Source organism: Deinococcus taeanensis, from assembly GCF_020229735.1.
Lineage (GTDB): Bacteria > Deinococcota > Deinococci > Deinococcales > Deinococcaceae > Deinococcus > Deinococcus taeanensis.
Genome location: NZ_CP083455.1, coordinates 775,359 through 800,412, shown reverse-complemented (window position 1 = coordinate 800,412; position 25,054 = coordinate 775,359). Strand labels below are relative to the sequence as shown.

Genomic DNA, 25,054 nt, shown 5'->3' with positions numbered 1-25,054 from the left:
AGGCCCACCTGACCCAGGCATGAACAGGGCCCGCCTGGGTCAGGCGGGCCCCTCAGGCGGACGTCAGCGGATGTACAGGTAGGTTTCCTGAACGTCGCGGTCCTCGGTGGCGTAGGGCTGCAGGTACGCGGTGCTCGTGGCGTTCCAGCGGCCCTCGTCGTACGTGCCGCGCAGCACGAGATCGGTGGTGGGGCGCACCCGGGTGAAGATCGCGCGGACGCGCTGCACGCCGCGCGGTTCGGCGAGGTTGTAGGTCACGCCGTCCTGCGCGCGGGGGAAGGTGGTCGCCCCGGCGGGAATGTACACGTTGCGCACCAGGGTGTCGGTGTACCCGTTGCTCTGCAGGGCAATCATTGTCACGTACCCGGCGGTGCGGGTGCGGATGGTGAAGCGCACGGCTTCACCCACGGCGTACGTGCTGCCCTCGCCCCGGTCGGGGCGCAGGTCCACGATCAGGTTGCTGTCGGCGCCCAGGAGGCCCACGTTCGGGCGGACGGTGACGGTGCAGGCGCTGAGGCCCAGGGCAAGCGTGCCAAGCAGGAGTACTTTGCGCATGTGCTCACCTTATGACCCGGACCTGACCTGAAGCTGAGTGCCGTTCTCACGAAGTTCCGGAGCCCGGTGGCCGTAGGATGGGGCATGAACCGCGCCGCCCGACTGCTGCTGGCTACGCTGATCCTGAGCCTGGGGGCCACGCTGGGTCCGGCGCTGGCCGCTCCCACGCGGGCGGCCGTGACGTCGGACGGCCCGTACACCACCAACCGGTTCTTCGCCGATCTGGAACAGCAGCGCGTGACGCGCGTGGTGCTCAGCAGCGGCGGCATGGCGAACGTGACCCTCGCGGACGGCAGCGGGACTCGCGTCCGGACCCTGGTTGTGCCGCCGGACGGCGCGACCCTGACCCGCATCCGCAAGGCCGGGGTGCCGCTCACCGTGACTGGCAGTGGGTCCACGCTGGGCTGGCTGGGACAGGTGCTGCCGCTGCTGCTCACGGGACTGATCCTGGTCGTGTTGTGGCGCAGCATGCGCACGGGCGCCAGCAGCGCCAACCCCACCGCGTTCGGCCGGTCGCGGGCGGCGGTGATTGCCGAGGGGCAGATCAAGCTGACGTTCAACGACGTGGCCGGCTGCGACGAGGCCAAGCAGGACCTGCAGGAAGTCGTGGACTTCCTGCGCCAGCCGGAACGCTACCACCAGCTCGGCGCCCGCATTCCCCACGGGGTGCTGCTGGTCGGTCCTCCCGGCAGCGGCAAGACCCTGCTCGCCAAAGCCGTCGCCGGTGAGGCCCGCGTGCCGTACTTCAGCATCAGCGGCAGCGACTTCGTCGAGATGTTCGTCGGCGTGGGCGCCGCCCGCGTGCGCGACCTGTTCGAACAGGCCCGCAAGTCCGCGCCGTGCATCGTGTTCATCGACGAGATCGACGCGGTGGGCCGCAAACGCGGCGTGAACATGCAGGGCGGCAACGACGAGCGCGAGCAGACCCTCAACCAGCTGCTCGTGGAAATGGACGGCTTCTCCAGCGGGCAGGAGGTGATCATCCTGGCCGCCACCAACCGCCCGGACGTGCTGGACGCCGCGCTGCTGCGCCCGGGGCGCTTCGACCGGCAGGTGGTGGTGGACGCGCCGGACGTGCGGGGCCGGGAGATGATCCTGCGCATTCACGCGCGCAAGAAACCGCTGGACGCCAGCGTGGACCTGGGCGTGATCGCGCGGCGCACGGCAGGCATGGTGGGCGCGGACCTGGAGAACCTGCTGAACGAGGCGGCGCTGCAGGCGGCGCGTTCGGGGCGCACGCGGATCGTGGGGCGGGACGTGGAGGAAGCGCGCGACCGGGTGCTGATGGGACCGGAGCGCCGCTCGCTGGTGGTGCGTGAGGCCGACCGCAAGGTCACCGCCTACCATGAGGTCGGTCACGCCCTCGCCGCCCAGCTCCTCCCCCACGCGAACCGGGTGGCGAAACTCACCGTGGTGCCGCGCGGCCGCGCGGCGGGGTACATGATGCCCGACGCCGACGACCGCCTGCACGTCACCCGCCCCGCCCTGGAAGACATGATTGCGGTGGCCCTGGCCGGCCGCGCGGCGGAGCAGGTCGTGTTCGGCGAGATCACCACCGGCGCGCAGAACGATTTCCAGCAGGCGACGAGCATCGCGCGGCGCATGGTCACCGAGTGGGGCATGAGCGACCGCATCGGCAAGGTGGCTCTGGCCAGCGACCAGGGCAACTTCCTGGGCGGCGGGCCGCAGATGCTCCCCATGAGTGAAGGCACCGCTTCGCAGATCGACTCGGAGGTCAAGGACCTGATTGACACGGCGTACACCCGGGCCGTGCACCTGATCGGGGAGCATCTGCACCGGGTGCATGAGATCGTCACGGTGCTCCTGACCCGCGAAACGCTCAGCGGTGAGGAATTCACGGCCCTGCTTGACGGGCAGACTCTCGATCCACTGCCACCCGCCGTGCCTCGCCCTTCCGGTCTGGCCGGGTAAGCCTCACAGCGGCGCGCCGTTCAGGTGAGCTCGTTGGCGTCGGGATCGCGGGTGAGGGTGGGTTTCACGGGCGACCGCTCGCGGTCCTGCGCGGCGCGGGGATCACGGCCGCTGTCCTCGCGGGTCAGCTTGATCTCGATGGGTGCCCCGCCGAAGTTCAGGCTGCGCTGCGGGAAGGGAATTTCGATGCCGGCTTCGTCCATGGCAATCTTGATGCGGCGGTTGAACTCACGCCCGATGGCCCACTGGCTTTTGGGCTGCACCTTGAACAGCGCGCGCAGCGTCACGCCGTCCGGGGCGAGCTGCACCACACCCTGCTGCTCGGGTTCTTCCAGGAAGAAGTGCCGCCACTGCTCGTCGGTGTAGATTTCCGTACTGACCTGCTGCAGGACGCGCAGGGCGTCGTCGATATTGGCCGTGTAGGTGACGTCCACCTGCGCCACCACACGCGACCAGTCCTTGCTGCTGACGCTGACGGTCTGAATCTGCCCGTTGGGAATGATGTGCATGGTGCCGTCCATGGCGCGCAGGGCCGTGACGCGCAGGTTGAGGCGCTCCACGCCGCCGGTCAGCTGGCCGGTATTGACGGTGATGACGTCGCCCACGCCGTACTGGTCTTCCAGGAGGATGAAAAACCCGTTGAAGACGTCCTTGATGAGGCTCTGCGCGCCGAAACCCACGGCGAGACCCAGCACGGACACGCCGGCCAGGAGGCTGGTGGCATTCACCCCGAGCGCCTGCAGGCCGGCAATGGCGCTCAGCAGCACCACGGTGACGCGCAGCGTGCTTTCCACGACGCCCTTGAGGGTCTGGACGCGCACACTGCGGCGGTTGAATTCCTCCTCCGCGACAATCCGGTGCGCCAGGGCACTGATGAGATTCCACGCGATGAGGGCCATGGCGAGCACCACCACGAGCTGACCGGCGCTGTGCCGGAAACCTTCCATGATGTCGCGGCCCAGGCTGAACAGGATAGGAACGCTGGGCAGGTACGCCACGGCGGTCGCAACCGCCACCCAGCTGATCAGGACGGCCAGCGCCCACAGAACTTTCAGGACGGGCAGCAGTTGGCTGGGGACGTGGGGCTGCAGGGCGCGCAGGAGAAGCTGGCCGAAGCGGTAGATGGCGTAGGCGGCCACGGCGGTCAGGGTGCACCCGACCCATACCTGCGGTTTGACGATCTGTACGCTGAGTTCCTGCAGCATGAGGCACACACTTTCATGAGGAGATGAGGTTGAGCCGAACCCTGCCTTCAGACTGCAAAACCTGAGCTTCCATGCTCCAACAGTCGCCTGCTGAGGTCAGATGGGCAGACTGCTGTTGAAAGGAACGTCAGTCCTGCGCGGCGCTTCCTGTGAACGCCGCTTCCAGGCGCGGCATCAGGTTCGCTTCGTGCGCGCGGGCCGCGCGCAGCAGGGCATTTTTCACTGCGCGGGCGTCGGCGCTGCCGTGCCCGATAAACGTGAGGCCCCGCACGCCGATCAGAAGGCTGGCCCCGTACGTGCTCGGGTCCATGCGTTCGGCGAGGCCGCGCAGGGCACCGCGCACGAGCAGGCCACCCAGTTTGCTTTTCAGACTGCTGCCCAGGGCGTCCTTCACCCAGCCGAACAGGACCTTCGCCTCCCCCTCCGCCAGTTTCAGCACGACGTTGCCGGTGAAGCCGTCGGTGACCACGATATCGGTGGTGTTGCGGAAGATATCGCGCCCCTCCACGTTGCCGTGGAAATTGATTCCCTGGCCGTTCAGCCCGCGGAGAAGGGCGTGGGCCTCCAGGACCAGCGCGCTGCCCTTGTGGTCCTCCTCGCCAATGGAGAGCAGGCCCACCGTGGGATTCTCCCGGTCTTCCACGACGCGCAGGTACACGCTGGCCAGGCGCGCCCACTGCGCGTAGTACGTCGCTTTCACATCGGCGTTGGCGCCCACGTCGAGAAGGGTGGTGAAGCCGCCGCGGGCGGGCAGGTGCGTCAGGATGGCGGGGCGTTCCACGCCCCGGATGCGGCCCAGCGTGAGCAGCGCGGAGGCCATGGTCGCGCCGCTGTGGCCCATGCTGACGGCCGCCGCGGCGCGGCCCTCCCTGACGAGGCGGGTGGTGACGTTGATGCTGGCGTTCGTCCGCCGGCGCACGTCGCTGGCGTGCTCGTCCATGCCGATCACGTCGGTCGCCTCTATCACCTCGATGGGCAGGGCGGCGCTGCCCGCATGCCGGCCGAGTTCGGCGTGCAGTTTCACGCGTTCCCCGACGAGCAGGACGCTCACGCCGGCGCGGGCGGCCAGAACGGCGCCCTCCACGTTGGGGACGGCGCCATGATCGCCGCCCATGGCATCAAGTGCGACGGGCAGGCGGGCGGGGCGGGACTCAGCGGTCATCGCCGTCCAGGGCCGCGGAGGTGTAGAAGGGGCGCTGCTCGGCGCCGCGCTGCTCACTGGGCAGGCGGTAACCGGGCCGCTCCACGTGCTCGCGGATGTCCTTGAAATCCACATACTGGTCAGCGGCGTTACGCAGTTCGTAACTGGTCATCTCGGCGATGCTGGCCACCACGATCCGCTTGCCACGGGCGCGCAGGACTTCCACGGGCCGTTCGAAATCGCCGTCGCCGGTGAGCAGTACGGCCGTGTCGTACAGGTCGCTGGTGGAGAGCAGGTCCGTGACGATCTCAATGTCGAGGCTGGCCCGGCGGTACGTGTCGCCGTTCTCGTCGGTGCTTTCCCGCAGGGGGCGCGTGCGGACGGTGTACCCCATGTACGTCAGGGCGTCCGTGAAGCGTTTCTGCTTGTCGTCAATGGGTGTGGGAACAGCCGTGTAGTAAAAGGCGTTGTACAGGCGGCCCTGCGCAGAGAAGTGCTCCAGGATCTTGCGGTGGTCGAAATTCCAGCCGAGTCGTTTGGCCGCTGCGTAAACATTCGCGCCGTCAATAAAGAGTGCAATGCGTTCCATCGTTGAGGTCTCCTGAAGGTCCGCGCGGCTCGCGGGATGAAGCGGCGGACGCTCCGCGGGCCGCGCGGACCCTTCATGCGCAGGATACCGGATGCCGCTGCGCTCAGGTGGGCAGGCGCGGCGGCGGAGCAGCGTGCAGGGCGGGCCGCAGCTCAGTGTCATGAAGCGCCGCCCACACGTCGGCGCGCAGGCGCGCGAGGTCCACGCCGGCGTACGAGGGTGGCAGGCCGTTCAGGTACCGCTGGGCCTTGACGTAATTGCGGTGCGTGAGGCTCCCGTGGTGCCAGCGTTTGTGCAGCGCGGCCGCGAGGAGAATCAGCGCCTGCAGGAAGTGGCGTGTGTCGCCGCGCGCCGTGAGCCAGAGCCCCTCCCAGGCCTCGTGGGCTTCCCACCACTGCCCCTGGGCGAACAGGGCGGCGCCACGCTGGAAGTCCGGGCTAGCCGTTACATTCACGCTCCTTACCCTACTGCGGGCGGGCGGGGAAACCGGAATTGAAAGGCAGCTCACGACGGTTAAATAACCGGTGAGGTGACGCCCATACGCGGCATATCCCCAGGGTGTCCCCCGGGCGTATAGTCGGATCATGAAGCCTCTGGAACTGACAGACAGCAACTTTAAGGAAGAAATCGCCAGTGGACTGACCCTGGTGGACTTCTGGGCCCCCTGGTGCGGCCCGTGCCGCATCATCGCGCCGGTCATCGAGGAACTCGCCGGGCAGTACGAGGGCCGCGTGAAGATCGGCAAACTCAACGTTGACGAGAACCCCGTTACGCAGGGTCAGTACCGCGTGATGAGCATCCCCACCCTGATCCTGTTCAAGGACGGTCAGCCGGTAGAGGGGGTCGTGGGTGCTCAGCCGAAGCGCGCTTTCGAGGCCCTGCTCGACAAGCACAGCGCCGTGGACCAGCAGAACGCTGCTGAGACCGCCAGCGTCTGAACCCGGCCCTGAGTCGCGCCCCGGGTGTGCCCCGGGGCGCGACGTCGTGTGGCCTTGCGGGGTGCAGCTTCGCCCGGTTCAGCAATCCGCGCACCACAAGCCCTCACCGCGGTGTGTCCGTCGCGCCTGTCGCCGGACCCCGGGCACGCCTGCCCCGGGCCTCTGGCAGCCCTGGGTCAGAAACGCACGATGTCCGGCGGGGTCCAGGCGTGCAGCACCTCGCTGAGCAGCACCTCACCTTCCGGCCAGTCGCCGTGCCCGCTCGCGGCATTGATGTGCCCGGCCGGACCGGCAGAGATGAACTCGGCCTCCCAGGCTGCCGCGAACGCCTGCGCCCGCTCGAACCCTGCGAAGGGATCGTCCTCGCTGGCCACGACGAGCGCCGGGAACGGCAGGGGCGTCAGGGGTACTGGGGCCATCGCACAGACGGCGGGGTACAGAACCGGCATGTCGGCCTGTTCGGCGTCCGTGGGCGCCACGAGCAGGGCACCTTTCACCCGGGGGTGCCCGCCGGTCAGATGGGCCCAGTGCACAATGTTCAGCACGCCGCACGAATGCCCCACCAGGATCAGGTCGCCGGGGGTGGCGTCGATGACGTCCTGAAGGCGCCCGGACCAGGTCTGCGGGGTGGGGTGATCCGGGTCATCCTGGCGGACGTGGGCCGCACTGAACTTGTGTTCCCAGAGGGTCTGCCAGTGGTCCGGGCCGCTGTCGCCCAGGCCGGGTACGATCACGAGGGTCGGGGTCATACGTTCAGCGTACGGGAATTCGACGGGCCGGGGGGCCCGCGCCCTCAGGCTTCCAGCAGTTCCACCTGCCGGCCGTCCGGGTCAAGCACGAACGCCATGTCGCGGCCGCCGGGGCTGGATTGCAGGTCCCGGGTCACGGCCACGCCAGCGTTCCGCAGCGTGGGGAGCAGGTCGCGCAGGCCGCGCACGTGCAGCGCAATGTGCTCCGCCCAGTGGGCGTGCGGGGCGGGCGTCTCGCCAGGCACCTCGAAGAACTGCACGGCGCCCTCACCGAAGCGCAGGACGGCGCGCCCGTACCCTTCGGACGTCACGACCTGCTTCTCGACCGTGCCGCCGAGCCGCGTGTAGAACGCCAGGGTCGCGTTCAGGTTCCGTGTGAGGAATGAAACGTGTTTCAGCATGCCGCTTCAGGGTATACGCTGCCGGGCATGTCTCCTCCGCCGTGGGTGCTGGGTGGTCGCGCGCTGGTGGCCGTGTATGGCGGCGCCCAGCCGGGCGCGCTGATGCTGGTGAGGTACGCGTACTCGCCGGTCGGGCCGTACGATGAGCTGCTGTGGGTGGCCCTGAGGCCACCCAGTCCGGCCGGGGTGCGGCCCCGCGTGACGGACATCGTGGTGAGTACGCAGGAGAGTGTCACGTGGGGCCGGCGGAACTGGGGCATTCCGAAGACGAAGGCGCACTTCGAGTGGCAGGGCGCCCCCGGAAAGGAGCAGGTGAGGGTTACCCAGGCCGGCCAGCTTGTGGCGCACCTGGCGGTGCGTGGGGGCGGGCCGCGCCTGCCGGTCACGACGGCGGTTGTGCCCCTCGCCTGGCGGACGCTGGCGCAACCGGCCCTGCACGGCGGGGAGGACTGGCTGCTGACACCCGTCTCGGCCGGTGGGAGCGTGCGGCAGGCCCGGCTGAGCGTAATTTCCGGCGATCGGTTCCACCCGGGGCTGCTGGAGCGGCGGCCCCGGGTGACACTGGACGTGCCGGCCTTCCGGCTGGTGTTTCCCACGCCGGCCCGTCAGCGCGGTCCTGTCTGACCGGTCGTTCGGGGTCATCCATCCCCGCGGCCGGGTGGAAGAGTGACAAACATGGAATACCGCAAGTTGCTGGGCACCGACCTGACCGTCAGCGCACTGGGGTTCGGGGTGTGGACGGTCGGCACCACCTGGTGGGGCGTGAAGGACGAGCAGATGGGCAAACGGCTGCTGCGTCAGGCTTTCGACCTGGGCGTGACGTTCTTCGACAACGCCGACACCTACGCTTCAGGGCGCGCTGAGGAGCTGCAGCGCGAGGCGCTGGGTGACGTGCGCGACCAGATCGTGATCGGCACGAAGTTCGGGTACGACATCTACAACCACCCCGACCGGCCCGGACAGCAGGAACGGCCCCACGACTGGTCCCCGGCGCACCTGCGCCGGGCGCTCGAAGGCAGCCTCAGGCGCCTGGGAACCGACCGCATCGACTACTACCAGCTGCACAATCCCCGCATGGACGCCATCCTCCGTGACGACCTGTGGGCCGAACTGGACCGCGCCAGAACCGAGGGGCTGATCCTGGCGTACGGCACCGCGCTCGGGCCCGCGCAGCACGAGCGGCAGATTGAGGAGGGGATCGCCAGTGTGCGCGAGCGCCGCGCCCCCACGCAGATCATCTACAACCTGCTCGAACAGGCCCTTGGAGAGCAGATCCTGCCCGTCGCTGAGGAGGTCGGCGTGGGCGTCATGGCGCGCGTACCGCACGCGTCGGGGCTGCTGGAAGGCTACATGAGCATGGACACCGAGTTCGAGCCCGGTGATCACCGCAACTGGCGCCTGACGACCAACGCCCGCCGGAAGGCCTGGATGGAAGACGGCCTGAAGAAGGTCGAGCAGCTGCGGGAAGCGGTGGTGGACGGCCAGGACCGGACCATCGGACAGCTGGCCCTTCAGTTCACGCTGCGCTCGCCCGCCATGGCCAGCATCCTGCCGAACATCTACTCCGAAGAGGGCCTGCGCGAGTACACCGCAACCTTCAGCGCCGCGCCCCTGACCGGCGAGGAGTACGAGCAGATCCAGGCCATGTACCGCGTGAACTTCGGGTTCACGCACGACCTGCGCGGTCAGGAGGTGGCGCAGTGAGCGAGCACGAACAGGCCGCCCCCGGCGCGCAGCAGCCCGAAGGTGCCCCGGCCGGCCGCCCCGGCGCCGCCGGTGGACGCCCCAAAATGATGGTGGACCTTGACCCGAGCGGGCAGGTCACGCAGCGGGAACCGGACCGCGCCAACCGGCAGTTCCTGAACTACGCGTTCTTTAAATTGGACCCCGCTTTCCGGCGCCTGCCCCAGGCCGAACGCGACGAACTGAAAGCCGAGTTCCTGGCCGCCGCGACCGGCTGGACGGAGGACGCCCCGGCAGAAAAGGGCCTGATCCAGCGGCCGTACTCGCTGGTGGGCGTCCGCGCCGACGTGGACTTCATGCTGTGGCGCATTGCGTTCGACGTGCGGGACTTTCAGGAGGCGCAGGCCCGGCTGAACCGCACGCGCCTGATGGGCTACCTCACGCAGCCGTACAACTTCGTATCCATGAACAAACGCAGCCAGTACGTCAACCGCGTGGAGGGCAGCGGGCACGGCCTGGAGATTCTGCCGGGCCAGGGGCAGTTTCTGTTCATCTACCCGTTCGTGAAGACCCGGGCGTGGTACGACCTGACCCCGCAGTCCCGCCAGGGCATGATGGACGAGCACATCTACGCGTCAGGGCCATTCAAGGGCGTGCGCATCAACACAAGTTACTCCTACGGCATCGACGACCAGGAATTCGTCGTGAGTTTCGACAGTGACCATCCGCAGGAATTCGTGGACCTCGTGCACCGCCTGCGCTACACCGAGGCCAGCAACTACACGCTGCAGGACACGCCTATGTTCACCTGCGTGAAAAAGGACCTGGCGGACACCCTGAACGACCTGGGCTGACTCCCCACCGGACCAACGAGAGGGAGAGGCATTCACTGCCTCTCCACTCCTCGTTTCACGGTCCGGCCTCGCCTAGACGTCCACGCCGTCCAGCGTGGCAATGCCGTGTTTCAGGGCGTACAGCGCCGCCTGGGTGCGGCTGTCCAGGCCAAGTTTGCTGAGCAGGCGCGACACGTGCGTCTTCACCGTGGCTTCGCTGACGCCCTGATCCGCCGCGATGTCCTTGTTGCTGTACCCGTGCGCCAGCAGTTGCAGGACAATGGTTTCCTTCGGCGTGAGGCTCTCGCGCATCTCACCGCCCCGGAAGTCCCGCACCAGACGCCGGGCTGCTTCCGGGTGCAGGCGCACTTCCCCCCGGGCCGCGGCATGAATGGCGTCCGCCAGGGTGTCGCTGCTGGCGTCCTTGAGCATGTACGAGATGGCGCCGGCCTCAATGGCGCCGTTCACTTTGTGTTCCTCCAGGGTGCTGGTCAGGGCAATCACCTCCATGTCCGGGTGCTGCCGCTTGAGGGTGCGGGTGGCGGTGATGCCGTCCATTACTGGCATCATCAGGTCCATGATGATCACCTCCGGGCGCAGGGTCTGCGCGGCGTGCAGGGCCTCCTCGCCGTTGGCGGCCTCGCCGATCACGTCGATCAGCGGGTCCAGGCCCAGAAAGAGGCGAAGGCCCTGGCGGACCACGGCGTGATCATCGACAAGCAGCACGCGAACGGAACGGAGATCAGGATGGGTCATGGGGTGTCCTCCAGGTCAGGCAGGGTGAAACTGCTGCGCGGCGCGTCCACGAACACGTCGAGTGCCGGGCTGGGATCGGGCCGGGCGCCGCGCGGCAGGGTGAGGGTCGCGCGGTCCGTGAAGCGGATGCGGGCGCTGAGGGTCGGGGGAATACGCAGCGTCACCTGACCGCTCTGCGTGCGGATGTCGAGGTTACCGCGCGTGCCGGGCAGGGCCGTCACCGTGACATTCCCACTCCCGGTTGTGACGCTCGCGCGCCCGGACACGCCCGGCAGCGTCAGGCGCACGTCCCCGCTGTCACTGCCGACACTCAGGTCCCGGGTGCGGGCGCCGGCGAGATGCAGGGCCTGACTGCCACTGCGGGTATTGACGCGCAGCGCCGCCGGGACGCTCCCGGCCGGCCCGGTCACACTCACCTGCCCGCTTCCGGTCGTGACGCTCACCGGCCCGGTCTCCCGCTGCGGCAGGGTCAGGGCCAGGTCGCCGCTCACGCTGCGCAGCGTCAGGTTCTGCACCCGCAGGGGCGTCAGGTCCAGGATCTGCATGCCGCTGGTGGTGCTCGCCGTCAGCGCCAGGGGAATCCGGCGGGTCAGCGCCAAGTCCAGCGTGTGCTGCACGCCTTCAGGACCGTTCAGGATCACACCGGCGTTGATGGGCTGCACCGACAGGGCCACGCGGGCGGTCACGCGGCGGCCGTCGCGCGCCACGTCCGCCTGAATGGCGTTGCGGGCGCGGTGGTGGGCGCGCCCGCGCACCACCTGCGCGCTGCCGGGCTCCAGTGGCGCCACCGTGACATCCACCCGGTCCCCCTCCAGCGTCAGGGCGGCGCTGCTGGCCAGGTCCAGCGGCAGCGGACCGTCCAACGGAACACTCAGCGGCGTGTCCTGCACGCTCATCCCAGGCGTGAGACTGCGGGGGGCACCCTGCCAGAACAGCGTGGCGCCCAGCGCCGACAAGCCCAGGCCCAGCGCCATGCGCTGCAGGGTGGGCGCCAGCGGCCGGGACGGCGGAAGGCTGGTCATGCGCCGCTCCGGTCCAGAGGCGCGCCGGTCTCTGCCGGGTTCAGGCGCGGCAGGGTCAGGACCACCTGCGTGCCCCCACCGGGCGCGCTGCGGACCGTCAACGTGCCACCTGCGCCGGCCGCGCGTTCCCGCATACTGCGCTGCCCCAGCGTGCCTCGCCCCTGGGCGTCCGGGTCAAAGCCGCGCCCATCGTCACGCACTTCCAGCGTCACGACCGGCCCGTGCTGCGCCACGCGCAACCAGACCGTCCGGGCGCGCGCGTGCTTCACGACGTTGTGCAGCGCCTCCTGCGCCACCCGGTACGCGGCCGCCTGCGCGTCCGGCGTCAGCGCCGGTTCGGCCGGCAGGTCCGCCTGCACGTTCAGGCCGTGCCGGGCCTCCAACGCGTGCGCATGCTGCGTCAGGGCCGCCACCAGCCCCCCCTCCTCCAGCGCGTCAGGCCGCAGGCTGAACAGCAGCGCCTTCATCTCCGACACGCCCCCTTCCGCCAGACGAATCGTGTACTCCAGGCTCTGCCGGGTGCGTTCCGGATCGCGCTCCAGCGTCGCGCGGGCCGTCTTGGCGCCCAGCGTGATGCCGTACAGCGCCTGCGCCACACTGTCATGCAGTTCCCGCGCCAGCCGGGCGCGTTCCAGCTCGCCGGCGCGCGCCCCCGCCCGCTCGATCAGCTGCGCCGCATGCAGGGCGGTCCCCGCGTGATCAGCAATCGACAGCAGGAACGCCAGTTCCTCCCCGGACGGCCGCACGCCGGGCGCGTACCTCGCGCGCAGCGTCCCCCCATCCACACCCGCCGACGCGGGCAGGGTCACCCGCAGCGCCGCCAGCACGGCCCCGCCTGGCAGGACAGCCACGCTCGCCTCCCCCGCCGCCGGCAGGCGCGGCAGCGCCCCGGTCAGGTCCTCTCTGCCGTCCCCTGGACCCGGGCTCTGGGCGCGCAAAGTACCGTCCGGCCCCACCAGCGCCACAGCCTGCGCGCTGCTCGCCTGCCGCGCCTGGGCCACCAGGTCCGTCAGCGTGGCCGGCAGGTCATCACCCAGCGCCACGCGCCCCGCCGCCCGGCGCAGCGCAATGACCTCGCGCCGCGCAACCTCCCCCGCATCCAGCGACAGCAGCGCCACGCCCAGCCGCGTCCACATGCGGCCCATCAGGTTCAGCACCCCGGCGCTCACCAGCACCGCGCCTGCCCCAGCCAGCATCAGTCCGGCCACCGCCAGCGGGCCGGGCCGCAGGGTCCATTCACTCCACACGATCGGCACGGCGCTGTTCATCGCCCAGAACGGCGCACCCAGTCCCAGGACCTCCACAGCCAGCAGCGCGCCCAGCACCACCCAGCACAGCAGTCCCAGCGGCAACTGAATCACGTGAAACAGCAGCGTCCGGTACGTCACCGGGTCCGCCAGGGTGGCACCCAGCCACAGCAACAGCGCCTGCGGCGCCGGCGCGGCCGGCCGTGCGAACCGCAGCCCCAGAATGCCCGCCAGAACCCGTTGCAGGTTCCCCAGCGCCCCCACGAGCCACAGGGCCCCGATCAGCAGCAGGGCCCCCACCAGGACGGGCAGACTCAGCAGGCCCCCCACCACCGCGGCCGTCAGCAGGCCCGCGACCGTGCCTCCCAGCGGCACGGACAGCAGCACGTACAGCGCGGCGCGGTACGTGCTCAGGTCCAGCAGGTCACCCAGCAGCCCACCCCGGGCAGACTGAGGCGCGCGGATCGGTGACGGGTCCATCACCTTCATCATGCCGCGCAGCCTAGCCAGGATTCACCCGATTCAGCGTCCCTCGAAAGGCGCAGTGGCCTCACGCCACAAGTGTCTCAGCCTGGAATGCGCAGCTTCTGCCCGACCTGGATCAGGTCCGGATCGCTGATGTTGTTGTGGTGAGCAATCTTCCGGTACTCCGCGGCGTCCCCGTAGTACCGCTGCGCGATGGCCGACAGCGTATCCCCGGCCTTCACGGTGTACACCGTCTCCCCGCTGTCCTGGTCCTTCTCCCGCGCGAGTTCCTTCACGCCCGCCGCCACGCGCAGCCCACTGACATCCACACCGGCCACGCCAGGCACCGCCCGCGCCAGCTTCTCTGCGAGACGCTGCTCGTGATCACTGTCCACCACGCCCCGCAGGATCACGGTCCTGCCGCTCTGCAGCACGTCAATCGGGTCATCGGCCAGCTCACCATTCCCTCGCAGGGCCTGCAGCACCGCCTTCGCCACCCGGCTCGAATCCTCGATCTCCACGTCCATCTCCCCGGCAGGAACAACGTCCTGGGGCTGCGAGGTCGGCTCAATCTCAGGCAGCGACGCCGCATCCGCCGAGGGCACTGTGGCCGGTGCAGACGGCGCCACAGGCGTGACTGGCTGGGCAGCCTGCTCAAAGGTCACACCGCTGACATCGACGGATTTCACCCCGTTGATGCCTTCAGCCACCACCCGAACAAGGGGCAGATAACGTTGGTTGGGAACCATGCCCGTGACAGTGACGGCCCCCCCACGCTCCTGAACCTGAAGCCCAAGGTCCTTCAGCCGGGGCTGCTCGTTGAAGGCGTCCTTGACTCGTTCTGCGGTGCTCTTCCCGAATGGCCACATGGCGGCAGCGTAGCGTGCGCGGCTGCGCGCGCCGGGTTGCGTTCAGGTTTAGTGAACCGGGCCGCCCAGAACTTCAGGGCGGGGCGGGAGTTCGGGCTGCTCAATCCACTCCCGCAGGGTGCGTTCTGCGGCGTCGCCCAGCCGGGTGCGGGTCAGGCGGAGCAGGTCGGCGGTGCGGGTGGGCCGGGCGGTGCGGGCGGCGGCGTACGCCCGCAGGAAACCGCGGAAGGCAGGGTCTCCCACCTGTGCGCGCAGGGCGTGCAGGGCCAGGGCGCCGCGCTGGTAGGCGCTGAGGTCGAACATTTCTTCCTGCGTGCGGGCGACGAGTGGGCGGGTGCCGCGGGCGCGGAGCTGCTCGTACCAGGTGTTCGCGACGCTCTGGCCGTCCTGGCCCTGCGCCTGGGCCCAGAGGAGTTCGGCGTACGTGGCGAAGCCTTCGTTCAGCCACACGTCGGCCCAGTCGGCGAGGGGGACGGCGTTGCCGAACCACTGGTGGGCGAGTTCGTGAACGACGACGCGGTCGGTGCTGGACCGGACGGGCATGGTGGAGAGCGTGGCGGTTTCCAGCGCGGGCAGGGCGGGTGTGACGACCACCGCGCCGAGCGTCTCGAAGGGGTAGGGGCCGAACCAGTCCTGGAGGGTGCGGAGCATCTCGTTGGTGCGGCGGTAGGGCGCGCGGACGGTGTCGGGCACGCCGGGCGGGAAGTAGTCGGCGCGCGTGACGGTCCGGCCGGGCGCGGCGGGTGCGGGCGGGACGGTCACGCGTTCGAGTGGGCCGACGTGCAGGGCCAGGGCGTAGGTGGGGATGGGCTGGCGCTGCTCGAACGTGACGGTGTGGCGCTGCCCGGGCGCAGGGTGGTCGGACGTCTGGACTCCGCTGGCGACGGCCGTCAGGGCCTGAGGGACGGTCAGGTGCACGGTGAAGGTGGCAGGGTCGGCAGGGTGGTCGTTGACGGGCAGGAAGCTGCGGGTGCCGTCGGGTTCGCTGAAGGCGAAGTTCGCTCCGGGGGCGCCGGCGGCGCCGGGCACGCTCTGCCAGCCGACGCGGAGCGGCAGGACCGGATCGGGGAGGCCTTGCGGCTCGCCCTGGTAGTGCAGGGTGACGGTAGTGGCGGCGCCGCGCGGGAGCGCCCGGCGGAGCAGGAGTTTGCCGCGCGCCCGGTCGTGCGTGAAGGGGAGGGACTGGCCGTTCCAGGTGGCGCGCGTGACGGCCGGGCCGGTGAAGTCCAGGCTCAGGAGGGGCAGGTCGCGGGTGGCGTGGGCGGTCAGGGTGACGTTTGCGCTGAGGGTGGGGGTGCCGGGGGTGGGGACGGTCAGGGCGAGGTCGTAGTGCTGCACGTCCAGGCCGGCCTGTCCGAGGGTGGGGTACAGCGAGTCACCCCACGCGGCGGTGGGGGCCGGGGGGGCGGTGGTCTGCCCGGCCCCGCCGGGCGCCACCCCGCCGGGAACCAGGAGGCTCAGCAGGAGAGGCAGGGCGGCGCGGCGCATGAGCGGTCAGATGGGGTAGTACGAGCGGGGCTGGCCCTGCACGAAGTCGCGGGTGGGCACCCAGATCAGGGGGTTGCGTTCCTCAACTTCGGGGGGCGGGCCGTAACGGATGAGGGATTCCACCTGCGCGAAAGGCACCCATTTCACGCCGACCACTTCAGGGTCGGTGGGGTCGATCTCCCCGTGGAAGGTGGCGGTGAAGCGGCCGAAGATGGCGTAGCACTCGTTGCGGGTGCCGGTCAGGAGTTCTCCTTCGAGAAGGCTGACGAACATCAGGTCCGTGACGGTCAGGCCGGTCTCGACGAGCACCTGGCGCACGGCGGCGTCGCCGAGGGTCTCGCCGGGCAGGGCCTTGCCGCCGGGCAGGCCGTAGAAGATGCTGCCGTCGTCCATGCGTTCCTCGACGAGCAGCAGGTGACCGTCGCGGACGAGGTAGACGTGCGCCGCGCGTTTGAGCGGCAGGGTGCGCGCGAGGTGACTCATCTGCGGCGCAGTGTAGCGCAGGCGCCCGAGCGTCCGGGCGCTCAGGTGGACGGGGCCCCGGCCATGAGGGTCAGGAGGTCGTCGGGCAGGCGGGCGGGGCGGTAGGTGTGGTCGGTGGCGATGTGCCGCGTTTCTCCGGTGGCGAGCAGTTCGTCGCCGCGGTGGACCTCGTACGTGAAGGTGAGGGTCCGGGAGCGGACGCTGCTGAGTCGGGCGGTGATGTGCAGTTCGTTGTCGTAGCGGGCGGCCCGGCGGTACTCGACGTTGAGGCCGGAGAGCATCAGGTAGTAGCCGCGCGCTTCCACCTCGCGGTACGGGAGGCCCAGGGCGTGCATCAGGTCGGTGCGGGCCACCTCGAACCACACGGGGTAGGTGGCGTGGTGAACGACGCCCATGGCGTCCGTTTCGGCGTAGCGGACGCGGATCACGGTGGGGGCCCAGCGGGGTGGGGTCACAGGGGGCGGTCTCCGGCGTTGTGGAATTCAAGCAGGGGCGTGCGGCGCAGCCGGACGTGTTCGGCCACCTGGCGTTGCAGGTGGCCGCGGGCGCCGCGCAGGGCGTCGAGCAGTTCGTCCATGTCGCCGGTCATGGCGCTGACGTAGACGCGCGCGATGCTGTAGTCAGCCGTGACGGTGACGCGCTCGACGGTGACGATCATGGGCACGCGTGGGTCGCGCAGGCCCGAGATGGCGTCACTGATGACGCGGGTCAGTTGTGCCTGGATCTGCTCGGGTTTCATGCAGTCACCCCGCGCGGGAAAGTAGGAAGCGGCATCCCGGCATGCTACGGCATGCCCGGGGGAGGGGTCAGCGGGCGTAGCGGCGCCCCTGGTATCCCGTGAACACGCCGATGCCGTAGCTGACGCGCCGGACGCTGTCGAGCACAGCGCGGCCGTTCCAGGCGATGCCGGCGCTGCTGCCGCCGTCGAGGAGCAGAGCGTCGCGCACGCCCAGGCGGGTCATGAGTTTGCCCATTTCGGTGATGGTGAGTTTCGCGTGGGTGCTGACGAGCACGAGGTCGCGGTTGCTGACGAGCCCCACGGCGCTGCGGGCGGCGCGGCCGAACAGGGCCGGGTCGCGAAAGGCGGTGCTGTAGCGGGTGACGACCTGCCCGCCGTTGAGGATGCGGGGGCCGGTGGCCACCACGGTTTCCATGCCGGTCCAGGTGCTGTCCAGCGGGCGGCCCAGGAGCGCGGCGGCGCTGGGGCGGATGGTGGCGCGGTTGTCGGGGGTGATGGCGAGCGCCAGGGGAATGCGGCCCCAGGTGAGGAGGCGGCCCTGCGTGACGATGTCCCCGGCGGGCGCGTAGGACTGCGGGTGGAAGTAGCTGCCGTTCACGAGGACGCGCGCGCCGCTCTGGCGGGCGAGTTCGCTGACGCGGGCGCCGCGGTTGAAGGCCAGGGCCCGGCCGGGCAGGACGGGCGTGACCAGCACGTTGCGCCACCGGAGGTCCACGTTGGCAATCTGTACGGGGATGTTCAGAGGACTGAGGCGCTTGAAGGTCACGGGGTCACGCTGCGGGGCGGGCGGAATGGGAACGGGCATGTGGGAGGGCACGAGGAGTTTCTTGCCGGGCACGATGTGTTTGTAGCTGCCCAGGCCGTTGAGGCGCCGGAGCTGCTCCAGGTTCAGGCGGTAACGCTGCGCGAGAACCTGCGGGGTGTCCCTGAGGCCCACGCGCACGTAGCGGTACACGACGCGCACTTCGGTGGTGGGGCGCGGCGCGGCGGTGGGGGTGCGGGGGGGAAGTTTGAGGCGCTGGCCGATGGTCAGGGCGGTGCTGCGCAGGCTGTTGCCGGCCTTGAGGGCGGTGACACTCACCCCGTACTGCCGGGCAATCCCGTTGAGGGTATCGCCGGCTTTCACGGTGTACGTGCCGGCCGCGGCGGGCGGCGTGGGGGGACCGCTGAGGCGCAGCACCTGACCCACGCGGATGATGTCGCTGTTCAGGCCGTTGGTGGCTTTGAGTCTGGCGACGGTGGTACCGGCGCGGGTGGCGATCTTGTAGAGGGTGTCCCCGGCGCGGACGGTGACCGTGGCGGGGGCGGCGAGGGCGGCGCCCAGACTGGTCAGGAAAAGCAGGGGGAACAGAAACCGCATGGGTTCACACCTCATCACAGCGGGGGGGGCCGCTCGTGAAGTGAAGCTGACCTGACGTTAATCCGGTTGTCAGGAAGGAAGGTGGGTTTCAACTGCCGGGGGTGCTGCCGGGCACGACGGCCACCCGGCCGATCATGTACGCGCAGCCGTACAGGAACAGCGTGGCGACGGGCAGGAGGCGCAGCGCGGTCTGCGCTTTGATCAGGCGGCCCTGCACGAGGACCTCGATGATGTAGAGGGTCAGCAGGCACAATGCGGCGTACATCGAGTGTTCCCAGTTGCGGCTGGGATCCACCGGGAAGCAGTACCGGCTGAGGTCGCCGTCCTGACCGCAGCGTTCACGCAGCACGTCCGCGCCTGCCCGGGTGGCGCTGGGGACCTTCTCGCCGCCCAGGGCGAGGATGACGCCCGTCACGCCGGGAATGAGTGTGAGGGCCCAGGTGAGGCGCAGCCACGCCATGAAGCCGCGGCCGACGTGCGCCTTGATGGCCGGGGCCAGACTCCAGATGAACAGCACCAGGGTGGCCAGGGCGTACGGCGTGGGGAACAGTTGCGCGGCGGCCGTGTCGAACTGGTACCCGTGAATCAGGCGCAGAAACTCCATGCGCGCAGCGTAGCGCGCCGGCCGGGCCGCCCATGGCCTACGGGGCAGGCAGGAAGTCGATCACAGCGTGCCCGGGCAGGGGCGCGCTGGGCGGCAGGGGTTCGTTGCTGCCGGCGGGGCGCAGTTGCAAGGTGGCGGGGGTGGCGAGCAGCAGCAGGTCGCGGCCACTCACGCTGACGCTCAGACCTTCGAGTGCCGGGGCCTGCAGGGCGAGTCCCAGGTCGGTGACGGGCGCGCTGAGGTGCAGGGCGTGTTCGCCGTACGGGCCGCGCACCTGCAGGTGCTGCCCGCGGACGTGCAGCGCCAGCGGCAGGCCCAGGCCCGCGAGGCCGCCCAGGGCCGGCTGCGGCGCGCGGGCGCGGCGGGACACGGCGACGCCCAGCAGGGTGCCGGGGCGGATCACGTCGCCCGGGGCGATCAGCCGCGCGCCCTGGCTGACCTCCAGGTCCGGTGGAACGCGCAGAACGCGCAGGCCGTCGCGGTGCTGTTCGGCGCGCAGGCCGCTCAGGTGGGGGACGCGCGCCATCTGCCCCAGGTCGAACGGGCCGCCCAGCGGGGTGGGCACGCCGGCAATCTCACCGGTGGCGGTGACGAGGTGCAGGGTGCGGTCCTCGCGGTACTCCAGGCCTTCCACGCCCGGCAGGAAGGGCCGGACGGGCGCGGCGCGTGCCGGGACGGGGGCCGCGCGCCGGCGCACGAAGGCCCAGGCCAGGGCGCTCAGGGGGAGCAGCACGGCCCAGGGCCAGACGGGCGGGGCCGTGCTGCCGGGGGGAGGGCGCGTGGCGCTGCGGGTGGTGCCGGCGCCGGGGTCAGTGTGGCCGCCAGGCTGGCCGGTCAGGGTGGGCAGCGCCACGCGGCCCACGCCGGGAAAGGTCAGGGCGGGCGTGAAGGCCAGGTCTGGCTGGGGGCGCGTGGCGCGCAGCCGCACGGTGAAGTCGCGGGCGCCGGGGGGGGCGTCCACGCGGGCGGTTACGCCGGGGGGCACGCCGTCGAGGGTGGCCTGGGCGGGGTTCAGGCCGGGGGCGGCGCGCAGGCGCAGGGTGACGTCCTCGCCGCCCTGCACCCGGCGGTCCGCGCCGGGATTCAGCCAGGTGAGGGGTTGGCCGGTCAGGCGCAGCAGCACGTGCCGGGCGCGCGGCGCGGTCCAGCGCTCGCCGGTGACGGGTGGGGCGCACAGCAGGGCTGCTGCGCCTGGCCGCCGGCCGGCGGGCAGGCTGAAGCGGAGGGGGCTGTGCGGGGCGGGGGGGTTCAGGCGCAGGCCGGCGCTGTCCGGGGTGACGCCCAGGGTGAGAGGCGTTCCCGCCGGGAACGGGGAGGGCAGGGTCGTACCGTTCACGGCGCGCAGGCCGCCTTCCAGCCCGGGGCCGTTCAGGTTGGGGACGGCCCCGACGGGCAGGGTGAGGCCACTGGCGTAGGTGCTGGCCTGCAGCGCGGCGCGCGCTTCGGCGGGGATGTCGGTGCCCAGGGCAATGTACGTGAGGCGGTCGAGGGGGCCGCGGCCGGTGAAGGCGTTCAGGGCGTCGGTGGCGGTGACGGCCTGCCCTTGGGCGCGGGTGTCGTTGTCGATGCCGTCGGTGAGCACGAACACCTGCGTGACGTCGCCGTTGCTGGCGCTGAGGGGGCGCAGGGCGTCGCGCAGGCTGCGGTACAGGTGGGTGTTGCTGCCGTTGGCGGTGAGGGCGCCCAGCGCGGCATTCCAGGCCGCGCTGCCGGCGGGGCGCTCGAAGGTGCGGCGGGTGCGCAGTCCGGCGTCGAAGGTCACGAGGTCCACGCGGTCGGGCTTGACCTCGCGGACGTAGGTGTTCAGCTGGGTCTTGACGCGGCTGAAGATGTCGGCGCGGCCGTCGCCGATGCCGCGCATGCTGCCGCTGGTGTCAAGGACGAAGACGGCACGGGTGCGGGTGGGCAGCGGGGCGTCCGGGGGCGTGCAGGAGGCCCCCTGTGCGTTTGCGGCGGAGGCCAGCAGCAGGGCGGAGAGCGGGGCGGCGCGGGACATTCGGGTCACCATTGTGACGGGTCAGGAGATGGCTGGGGTGATGATCGGCCGGGCCCTGCGGAAGGGCGGTGTGGTTTTGGTGTCCTGCACGGTGGTTTCGCGGTTCAGTCCTGCGGCGATATCCGGTGATTTATTACGCTATTTGCGTAAAATATTTGACCCTTTTCAACCTTGGTAGTATACTGGACAGACCCGGAAGGCCCGCCCAGCGCGCCCCACACCCTCCTCCCCTATCGACCCGGCCACGGCCCCACCGGGAGCCGCGCCCCAGGAGCAACATGACCAGACTTGACGACACCATTGACACTCCCGTGGAAGACATCACCACCACCAGCGGCCCCAGCGCCGACTACACCGCCGCCGACATCAGCGTCCTTGAAGGCATGGACGCCGTGCGCAAACGCCCCGGCATGTACGTGCAGGGCGGCACCGGCATCGACGGTTACCACCAGCTGCTCACCGAAATCATCGACAACGGCATCGACGAAGGTCTCGCCGGCTTCGCCACCGAGATCCACGTCATCCTGCACGAGGACGGCAGCGCGACCGTCACGGACGACGGCCGCGGCATTCCCGTGGACATCATGCAGAGTAAGGGCCGCCCCGCCATCGAAGTGATCTTCAGCGAACTGCACGCCGGCGGCAAGTTCGGCCAGGGCGCCTACAAGGTCTCCGGCGGTCTGCACGGCGTGGGCTCCACCGTCGTGAACGCCCTGTCCACCTACCTGGACGTCACGGTCAACAAGCACGGCAAACTCCACAACATCCGCTTCGAGAAGGGCCTGCTGGTCAAGCCGCTGGCCGTGGAGGGCGCCACGCCCGACAGCGTCACCTGGTCCACGAGCGTGTCGTTCCAGCCGGACCCCGCGATCTTCAAGGAATTCGACAACCACTTCAACTACGACCGCATCCGCAACCGCCTGCGCGAACTGGCGTACCTCACGGGCCTGAAGATCGTCATCCGCGACGAGCGCCGCAACCTGCACGTCGGGGAGATCAAACAGGAGATCTTCCATGAGAAGGGCGGCGTGTCGAACTTCGCCCGCGCGCTCGTCACGGACGACAGCAAACTCCTGTACGACCAGCCCATCGTCATGCGCGGCAAGCACAGCGACGTGGAGGTGGAGGTCGCGTTCATTCACGCGAACACCTACGCCAGCGACAACATCCTGACGTACGCAAACATGATCCGCACCCGTGACGGCGGCACGCCCCTGACCGGTTTCAAAACCGCGTACACCCGCATCCTGAACAAGTACGCCAAGGACAAGAACCTCATCAAGAGCGGCAACCCCCTGCCCAGCGGCGACGACCTGCTTGAAGGCATCTACTGCGTGGTGTCCGTCAAGCTCGGTGACCCGCAGTTCGAGTCGCAGGCGAAGGTCAAACTGCTGAACAGTGAAGCGCAGACGGCCGTGAACGCCGTGGTGGGCGAGAAGTTCGCCGAGTTCCTTGAGGAGAACCCCAAGGTCGGCAAGACCATCGTGGAAAAAGCCGCCGAAGCCGCCCGCGCCCGCGAGGCCGCCCGCAAGGCCCGCGACATCGTGCGCCGCAGCAACCCGCTGGAAAACGACGACCTGCCCGGCAAACTTGCCGACTGCTCCAGTCAGGACCCCAGTGAATCCGAGCTGTTCATCGTCGAAGGCATCAGCGCCGGCGGCAGCGCCAAGGGCGGCCGTGAACGCCGCTTCCAGGCGATTCTTCCGCTGCGCGGCAAGATCCTGAACGTCGAGAAGGCCGAGCTGAACAAGATCCTGAAAAACGCCGAGATCCGCGCCCTGATCGGTGCGATCGGCGCCGGGGTCGAGGGCACCGGCGACCGCATGCACTTCGACCTGTCGAACCTGCGCTACCACAAGATCATCATCATGACCGACGCCGACATGGACGGCGGGCACATCGCCACGCTGCTCCTGACCTTCTTCTACCGCTACATGCGCCCCATCGTGGAAGCCGGGTACCTGTACATCGCGCAGCCGCCCCTGTACCGCATCATGGTGGGCCGCGAGAAGAAGGGCACGTACCTCTACACCAACGAGGACCTCAAGGAACACGTCGCCCGCGCCAACAAGGAAGGCAAGAAGTACGACATCCAGCGCTTCAAGGGCCTGGGCGAAATGAACGCCGACCAGCTGTGGGACACCACCATGAACCCCGAAACGCGCGCCCTGAAACGCGTGGGCATCGAGGACCTGATCGTCGCCAACGAAGTGTTCGAGAATCTGATGGGCTCCGAGGTCGCCCCCCGCAAGACCTTCATTCAGGAAAACGCCCGCTTCGCTGAAATCAGCGTGTAAGCAGCGTTCCCACCGGAAAGGCCCGCACAGCTGTGCGGGCCTTCGTTCTCCCCGGGCCCCTCAGGGGCACCTGCCCGGGCACGGCCACCAGCGGCAGCAGCGGCACGCCCGCGCGGCAGGTCATCCAGTTGGCCAGCAGGCCGCTCACCACCGGCGCGGCGAACGACGACCCGAAGTACGGGAAGCTCCCCACCCAGAACTCTCCGGGCGCCTGCACGCCCGGCGGCAGCACCAGCACGCCGGGGGTTCCCACACCGCGGTTGTAGGTGGCCAGCTGCCGCGTGGCCACGTCCCAACCTGCCACGCTGAACAGCAGCGTCGGCTGCGCGCTGCTCTTCCCGAACGCCACCGCCGGGCCGGTGGCGAAGTCCGCACTCCAGTCGGCCGGATAGTGCCAGCAGCGGTCCCCGGCTCTCAGGTCCGCGCAGTCGTCCCGGTTGCCGTACGAGGCCACCACCGGCACCCCGGCGCCCGTGACCTCCTGAAGAGCCAGGTGCAGCCCCCGCACGGGGTAGGGGCCACCCGCGCTGAGGTTCACCACGTGCCGCCCCCCGCGCCGCGCTTCGGCCGCCACCGCGCACAGCGCCTGCGCGACCTTCAGGGTGGAGCAGCGCCCCCCCGGGTCGCAGACCGCCCGGTTCACCACCGTGGCATTCGGCGCCGCAGCCTGAGTGATCTGCGCGATCACCCGGCCGTGGCCGGGCCGCCCCGGGTACAGCTCCCCGTAGTAGTTCGGTGGTGGGGCCGCCACAAACGGATCGCTGCGGCCGTCCGCCGTATCGAGAATATGCACGGTCACGCCTTTCCCGTTGCCGCCCCTGAAACCCAGGATGCGTGACAGCAGTTCTGCGGGCGCCACCTGCCGGTAGGGAGCGGCGCCCTCATCCGGGTGGCCGTACCCGGTCGGGTCAACCTGCAGGTCCGGGCCGAACAGCGTGCTCAGGAGCGTGATGACCTGCCCGGCCGGCAGGCCGGCCGTCGGGAGCGTGGCCGTGAGCGCCGAGCAGATCCCGCTGGTGCGCCCACCCACGAGCGCCGGGGGCTGCTGCGGCAGCGCCCTCAGGTCCGGAACGACCGGCGCCGCGGCGGGCGCGGGCGGCGTCGGCAGGCCCAGCGGAGGCCGCCCCACCACCGGGCTGGGCGGCGCGGGCGGGCGCCCCGTGGTGTCCAGCGGCGTGAACGGCGGCAGCGACAGGGCGCCGAGGCGGGCGATCACGGCCTGCACCTGCTCTGGACAGCGGGTCCTGGCGCAGCTGGCGCTGAGCTCCCGCAGGCGCGCCGGGAACGTACTGCGCAGGCGGTTCACGGCGGCAGGCGGCACGTAGGCCAGCAGGTCCTGCGCGCGGCTCTCGCGGTCCAGCACGGTGAGTGTCAGGGCGGCCTGCGGCGCGGGGCCATTCAGGCCCAGCGTCTGCGGCCCGCCCGCAGCGCGTTCCGGGACGGTGAAGGCCAGCCAGCCGGACGGGCGGTCACGGGTGTAGGGCGTCACCTGAGCGCCGATCCACACCCGGCCCTGGTCGGGCAGACCTGAGTTGATCAGCCAGACGGTCTCGCCGGGCGCCGCCACGGTCGGGTACAGGCGGGCGGCGGGGGCGGCAACGGTGGTCTGGGCGTACGCGGTCGCGGCGGTCAGCAGTGCAGCCAGAGCGTGCGCGGCGCAGCGGGCGAAGGGGGGGACGTTCATGAGGACCTCCTGGAGTGA

Annotated in this window: 25 protein-coding genes; 6 read left to right on the top strand and 19 right to left on the bottom strand. The window is 70.0% G+C overall.

Annotated features, from left to right (window positions below):
• Positions 1-63: 63 nt before the first annotated feature.
• Entirely contained in the window at positions 64-555 is a 492-nt protein-coding gene (locus LAJ19_RS03845) for a DUF4384 domain-containing protein (protein ID WP_225476988.1), read from the bottom strand.
• An 84-nt stretch (positions 556-639) separates the two neighbouring features.
• Here LAJ19_RS03845 and ftsH point away from each other — a divergent pair, with 84 nt between their 5' ends.
• Positions 640-2,487, top strand: a complete 1,848-nt coding sequence (gene ftsH, locus LAJ19_RS03840; protein WP_225476987.1) for an ATP-dependent zinc metalloprotease FtsH — start codon at positions 640-642, stop codon at positions 2,485-2,487.
• A gap of 20 nt (positions 2,488-2,507) precedes the next feature.
• Here ftsH and LAJ19_RS03835 read toward each other — a convergent pair whose 3' ends face one another.
• The 4 genes from LAJ19_RS03835 to LAJ19_RS03820 form a co-directional block, all read right to left on the bottom strand.
• On the bottom strand, positions 2,508-3,692 hold the full coding sequence (locus tag LAJ19_RS03835; RefSeq protein WP_225476986.1) for a mechanosensitive ion channel family protein: 1,185 nt from the start codon (positions 3,690-3,692) through the stop codon (positions 2,508-2,510).
• Between the two features lie 127 nt (positions 3,693-3,819).
• Complete coding sequence (gene plsX / locus LAJ19_RS03830; protein ID WP_225476985.1) at positions 3,820-4,854, bottom strand: phosphate acyltransferase PlsX; 1,035 nt, start codon at positions 4,852-4,854, stop codon at positions 3,820-3,822.
• Complete coding sequence (locus LAJ19_RS03825) at positions 4,844-5,422, bottom strand: LabA-like NYN domain-containing protein (RefSeq protein ID WP_225476984.1); 579 nt, start codon at positions 5,420-5,422, stop codon at positions 4,844-4,846. Before LAJ19_RS03825 ends, plsX begins: the two co-directional genes overlap by 11 nt.
• A 103-nt stretch (positions 5,423-5,525) precedes the next feature.
• Complete coding sequence (locus LAJ19_RS03820; RefSeq protein WP_225476983.1) at positions 5,526-5,876, bottom strand: DUF309 domain-containing protein; 351 nt, start codon at positions 5,874-5,876, stop codon at positions 5,526-5,528.
• A gap of 127 nt (positions 5,877-6,003) precedes the next feature.
• On the opposite strand from LAJ19_RS03820, the gene trxA reads away from it, so the two are divergent.
• The gene (trxA, locus tag LAJ19_RS03815; protein WP_432804235.1) at positions 6,004-6,360 is read left to right on the top strand and encodes a thioredoxin; all 357 of its coding nucleotides are present in this window, start codon (positions 6,004-6,006) and stop codon (positions 6,358-6,360) included.
• 176 nt (positions 6,361-6,536) lie between these two features.
• Here the strand turns inward: trxA and LAJ19_RS03810 are convergent, their stop codons facing one another.
• Both LAJ19_RS03810 and LAJ19_RS03805 read right to left on the bottom strand, forming a co-directional pair.
• Positions 6,537-7,109 (bottom strand): alpha/beta hydrolase, encoded by a 573-nt coding sequence (locus tag LAJ19_RS03810; RefSeq protein WP_225476981.1) that lies wholly within the window; start codon positions 7,107-7,109, stop codon positions 6,537-6,539.
• Positions 7,110-7,153: 44 nt separating this feature from the next.
• Positions 7,154-7,510: a VOC family protein gene (locus tag LAJ19_RS03805; RefSeq protein ID WP_225476980.1), complete on the bottom strand. Its 357-nt coding sequence runs from the start codon at positions 7,508-7,510 to the stop codon at positions 7,154-7,156.
• A 27-nt stretch (positions 7,511-7,537) separates the two neighbouring features.
• Here LAJ19_RS03805 and LAJ19_RS03800 point away from each other — a divergent pair, with 27 nt between their 5' ends.
• The 3 genes from LAJ19_RS03800 to LAJ19_RS03790 all read left to right on the top strand — a co-directional run bounded on the left by LAJ19_RS03800 (position 7,538) and on the right by LAJ19_RS03790 (position 10,047).
• Positions 7,538-8,134 carry a hypothetical protein gene (locus LAJ19_RS03800; RefSeq protein ID WP_225476979.1) on the top strand — a complete coding sequence of 199 codons (597 nt, stop codon included), beginning with the start codon at positions 7,538-7,540 and terminating at the stop codon, positions 8,132-8,134.
• A 51-nt stretch (positions 8,135-8,185) separates the two neighbouring features.
• On the top strand, positions 8,186-9,214 hold the full coding sequence (locus LAJ19_RS03795) for an aldo/keto reductase (protein ID WP_225476978.1): 1,029 nt from the start codon (positions 8,186-8,188) through the stop codon (positions 9,212-9,214).
• A gap of 86 nt (positions 9,215-9,300) precedes the next feature.
• Entirely contained in the window at positions 9,301-10,047 is a 747-nt protein-coding gene (locus tag LAJ19_RS03790) for a chlorite dismutase family protein (protein ID WP_225477956.1), read from the top strand.
• Between the two features lie 72 nt (positions 10,048-10,119).
• Here the strand turns inward: LAJ19_RS03790 and LAJ19_RS03785 are convergent, their stop codons facing one another.
• The 11 genes from LAJ19_RS03785 to LAJ19_RS03735 all read right to left on the bottom strand — a co-directional run bounded on the left by LAJ19_RS03785 (position 10,120) and on the right by LAJ19_RS03735 (position 21,055).
• Positions 10,120-10,782, bottom strand: a complete 663-nt coding sequence (locus tag LAJ19_RS03785; RefSeq protein ID WP_225476977.1) for a response regulator — start codon at positions 10,780-10,782, stop codon at positions 10,120-10,122.
• Entirely contained in the window at positions 10,779-11,804 is a 1,026-nt protein-coding gene (locus LAJ19_RS03780; RefSeq protein WP_225476976.1) for a DUF4097 family beta strand repeat-containing protein, read from the bottom strand. The genes LAJ19_RS03785 and LAJ19_RS03780 overlap by 4 nt, the downstream gene beginning before the upstream one ends.
• Positions 11,801-13,543 (bottom strand): sensor histidine kinase, encoded by a 1,743-nt coding sequence (locus tag LAJ19_RS03775; protein WP_225476975.1) that lies wholly within the window; start codon positions 13,541-13,543, stop codon positions 11,801-11,803. The genes LAJ19_RS03780 and LAJ19_RS03775 overlap by 4 nt, the downstream gene beginning before the upstream one ends.
• Before the next feature lie 74 nt (positions 13,544-13,617).
• On the bottom strand, positions 13,618-14,385 hold the full coding sequence (locus LAJ19_RS03770; protein ID WP_225476974.1) for a BON domain-containing protein: 768 nt from the start codon (positions 14,383-14,385) through the stop codon (positions 13,618-13,620).
• Between the two features lie 48 nt (positions 14,386-14,433).
• The gene (locus tag LAJ19_RS03765) at positions 14,434-15,873 is read right to left on the bottom strand and encodes a M1 family metallopeptidase (protein ID WP_225476973.1); all 1,440 of its coding nucleotides are present in this window, start codon (positions 15,871-15,873) and stop codon (positions 14,434-14,436) included.
• A 6-nt stretch (positions 15,874-15,879) separates the two neighbouring features.
• Positions 15,880-16,356 (bottom strand): NUDIX domain-containing protein, encoded by a 477-nt coding sequence (locus tag LAJ19_RS03760; protein WP_225476972.1) that lies wholly within the window; start codon positions 16,354-16,356, stop codon positions 15,880-15,882.
• A 41-nt stretch (positions 16,357-16,397) separates the two neighbouring features.
• Complete coding sequence (locus LAJ19_RS03755; RefSeq protein ID WP_225476971.1) at positions 16,398-16,811, bottom strand: acyl-CoA thioesterase; 414 nt, start codon at positions 16,809-16,811, stop codon at positions 16,398-16,400.
• Positions 16,808-17,095: a 30S ribosome-binding factor RbfA gene (gene rbfA, locus LAJ19_RS03750; protein WP_225476970.1), complete on the bottom strand. Its 288-nt coding sequence runs from the start codon at positions 17,093-17,095 to the stop codon at positions 16,808-16,810. The genes LAJ19_RS03755 and rbfA overlap by 4 nt, the downstream gene beginning before the upstream one ends.
• Before the next feature lie 67 nt (positions 17,096-17,162).
• Positions 17,163-18,455, bottom strand: a complete 1,293-nt coding sequence (locus tag LAJ19_RS03745) for a LysM peptidoglycan-binding domain-containing protein (protein WP_225476969.1) — start codon at positions 18,453-18,455, stop codon at positions 17,163-17,165.
• An 88-nt stretch (positions 18,456-18,543) separates the two neighbouring features.
• Complete coding sequence (locus LAJ19_RS03740; RefSeq protein WP_225476968.1) at positions 18,544-19,059, bottom strand: hypothetical protein; 516 nt, start codon at positions 19,057-19,059, stop codon at positions 18,544-18,546.
• 37 nt (positions 19,060-19,096) lie between these two features.
• Complete coding sequence (locus LAJ19_RS03735) at positions 19,097-21,055, bottom strand: VWA domain-containing protein (protein WP_225476967.1); 1,959 nt, start codon at positions 21,053-21,055, stop codon at positions 19,097-19,099.
• 278 nt (positions 21,056-21,333) lie between these two features.
• Here LAJ19_RS03735 and LAJ19_RS03730 point away from each other — a divergent pair, with 278 nt between their 5' ends.
• Positions 21,334-23,352: a DNA gyrase subunit B gene (locus LAJ19_RS03730; RefSeq protein WP_225476966.1), complete on the top strand. Its 2,019-nt coding sequence runs from the start codon at positions 21,334-21,336 to the stop codon at positions 23,350-23,352.
• Here LAJ19_RS03730 and LAJ19_RS03725 read toward each other — a convergent pair.
• Entirely contained in the window at positions 23,342-25,036 is a 1,695-nt protein-coding gene (locus tag LAJ19_RS03725) for a S8 family serine peptidase (RefSeq protein WP_225476965.1), read from the bottom strand. The two genes, LAJ19_RS03730 and LAJ19_RS03725, sit on opposite strands and share 11 nt — an antisense overlap.
• Positions 25,037-25,054 lie beyond the last annotated feature (18 nt).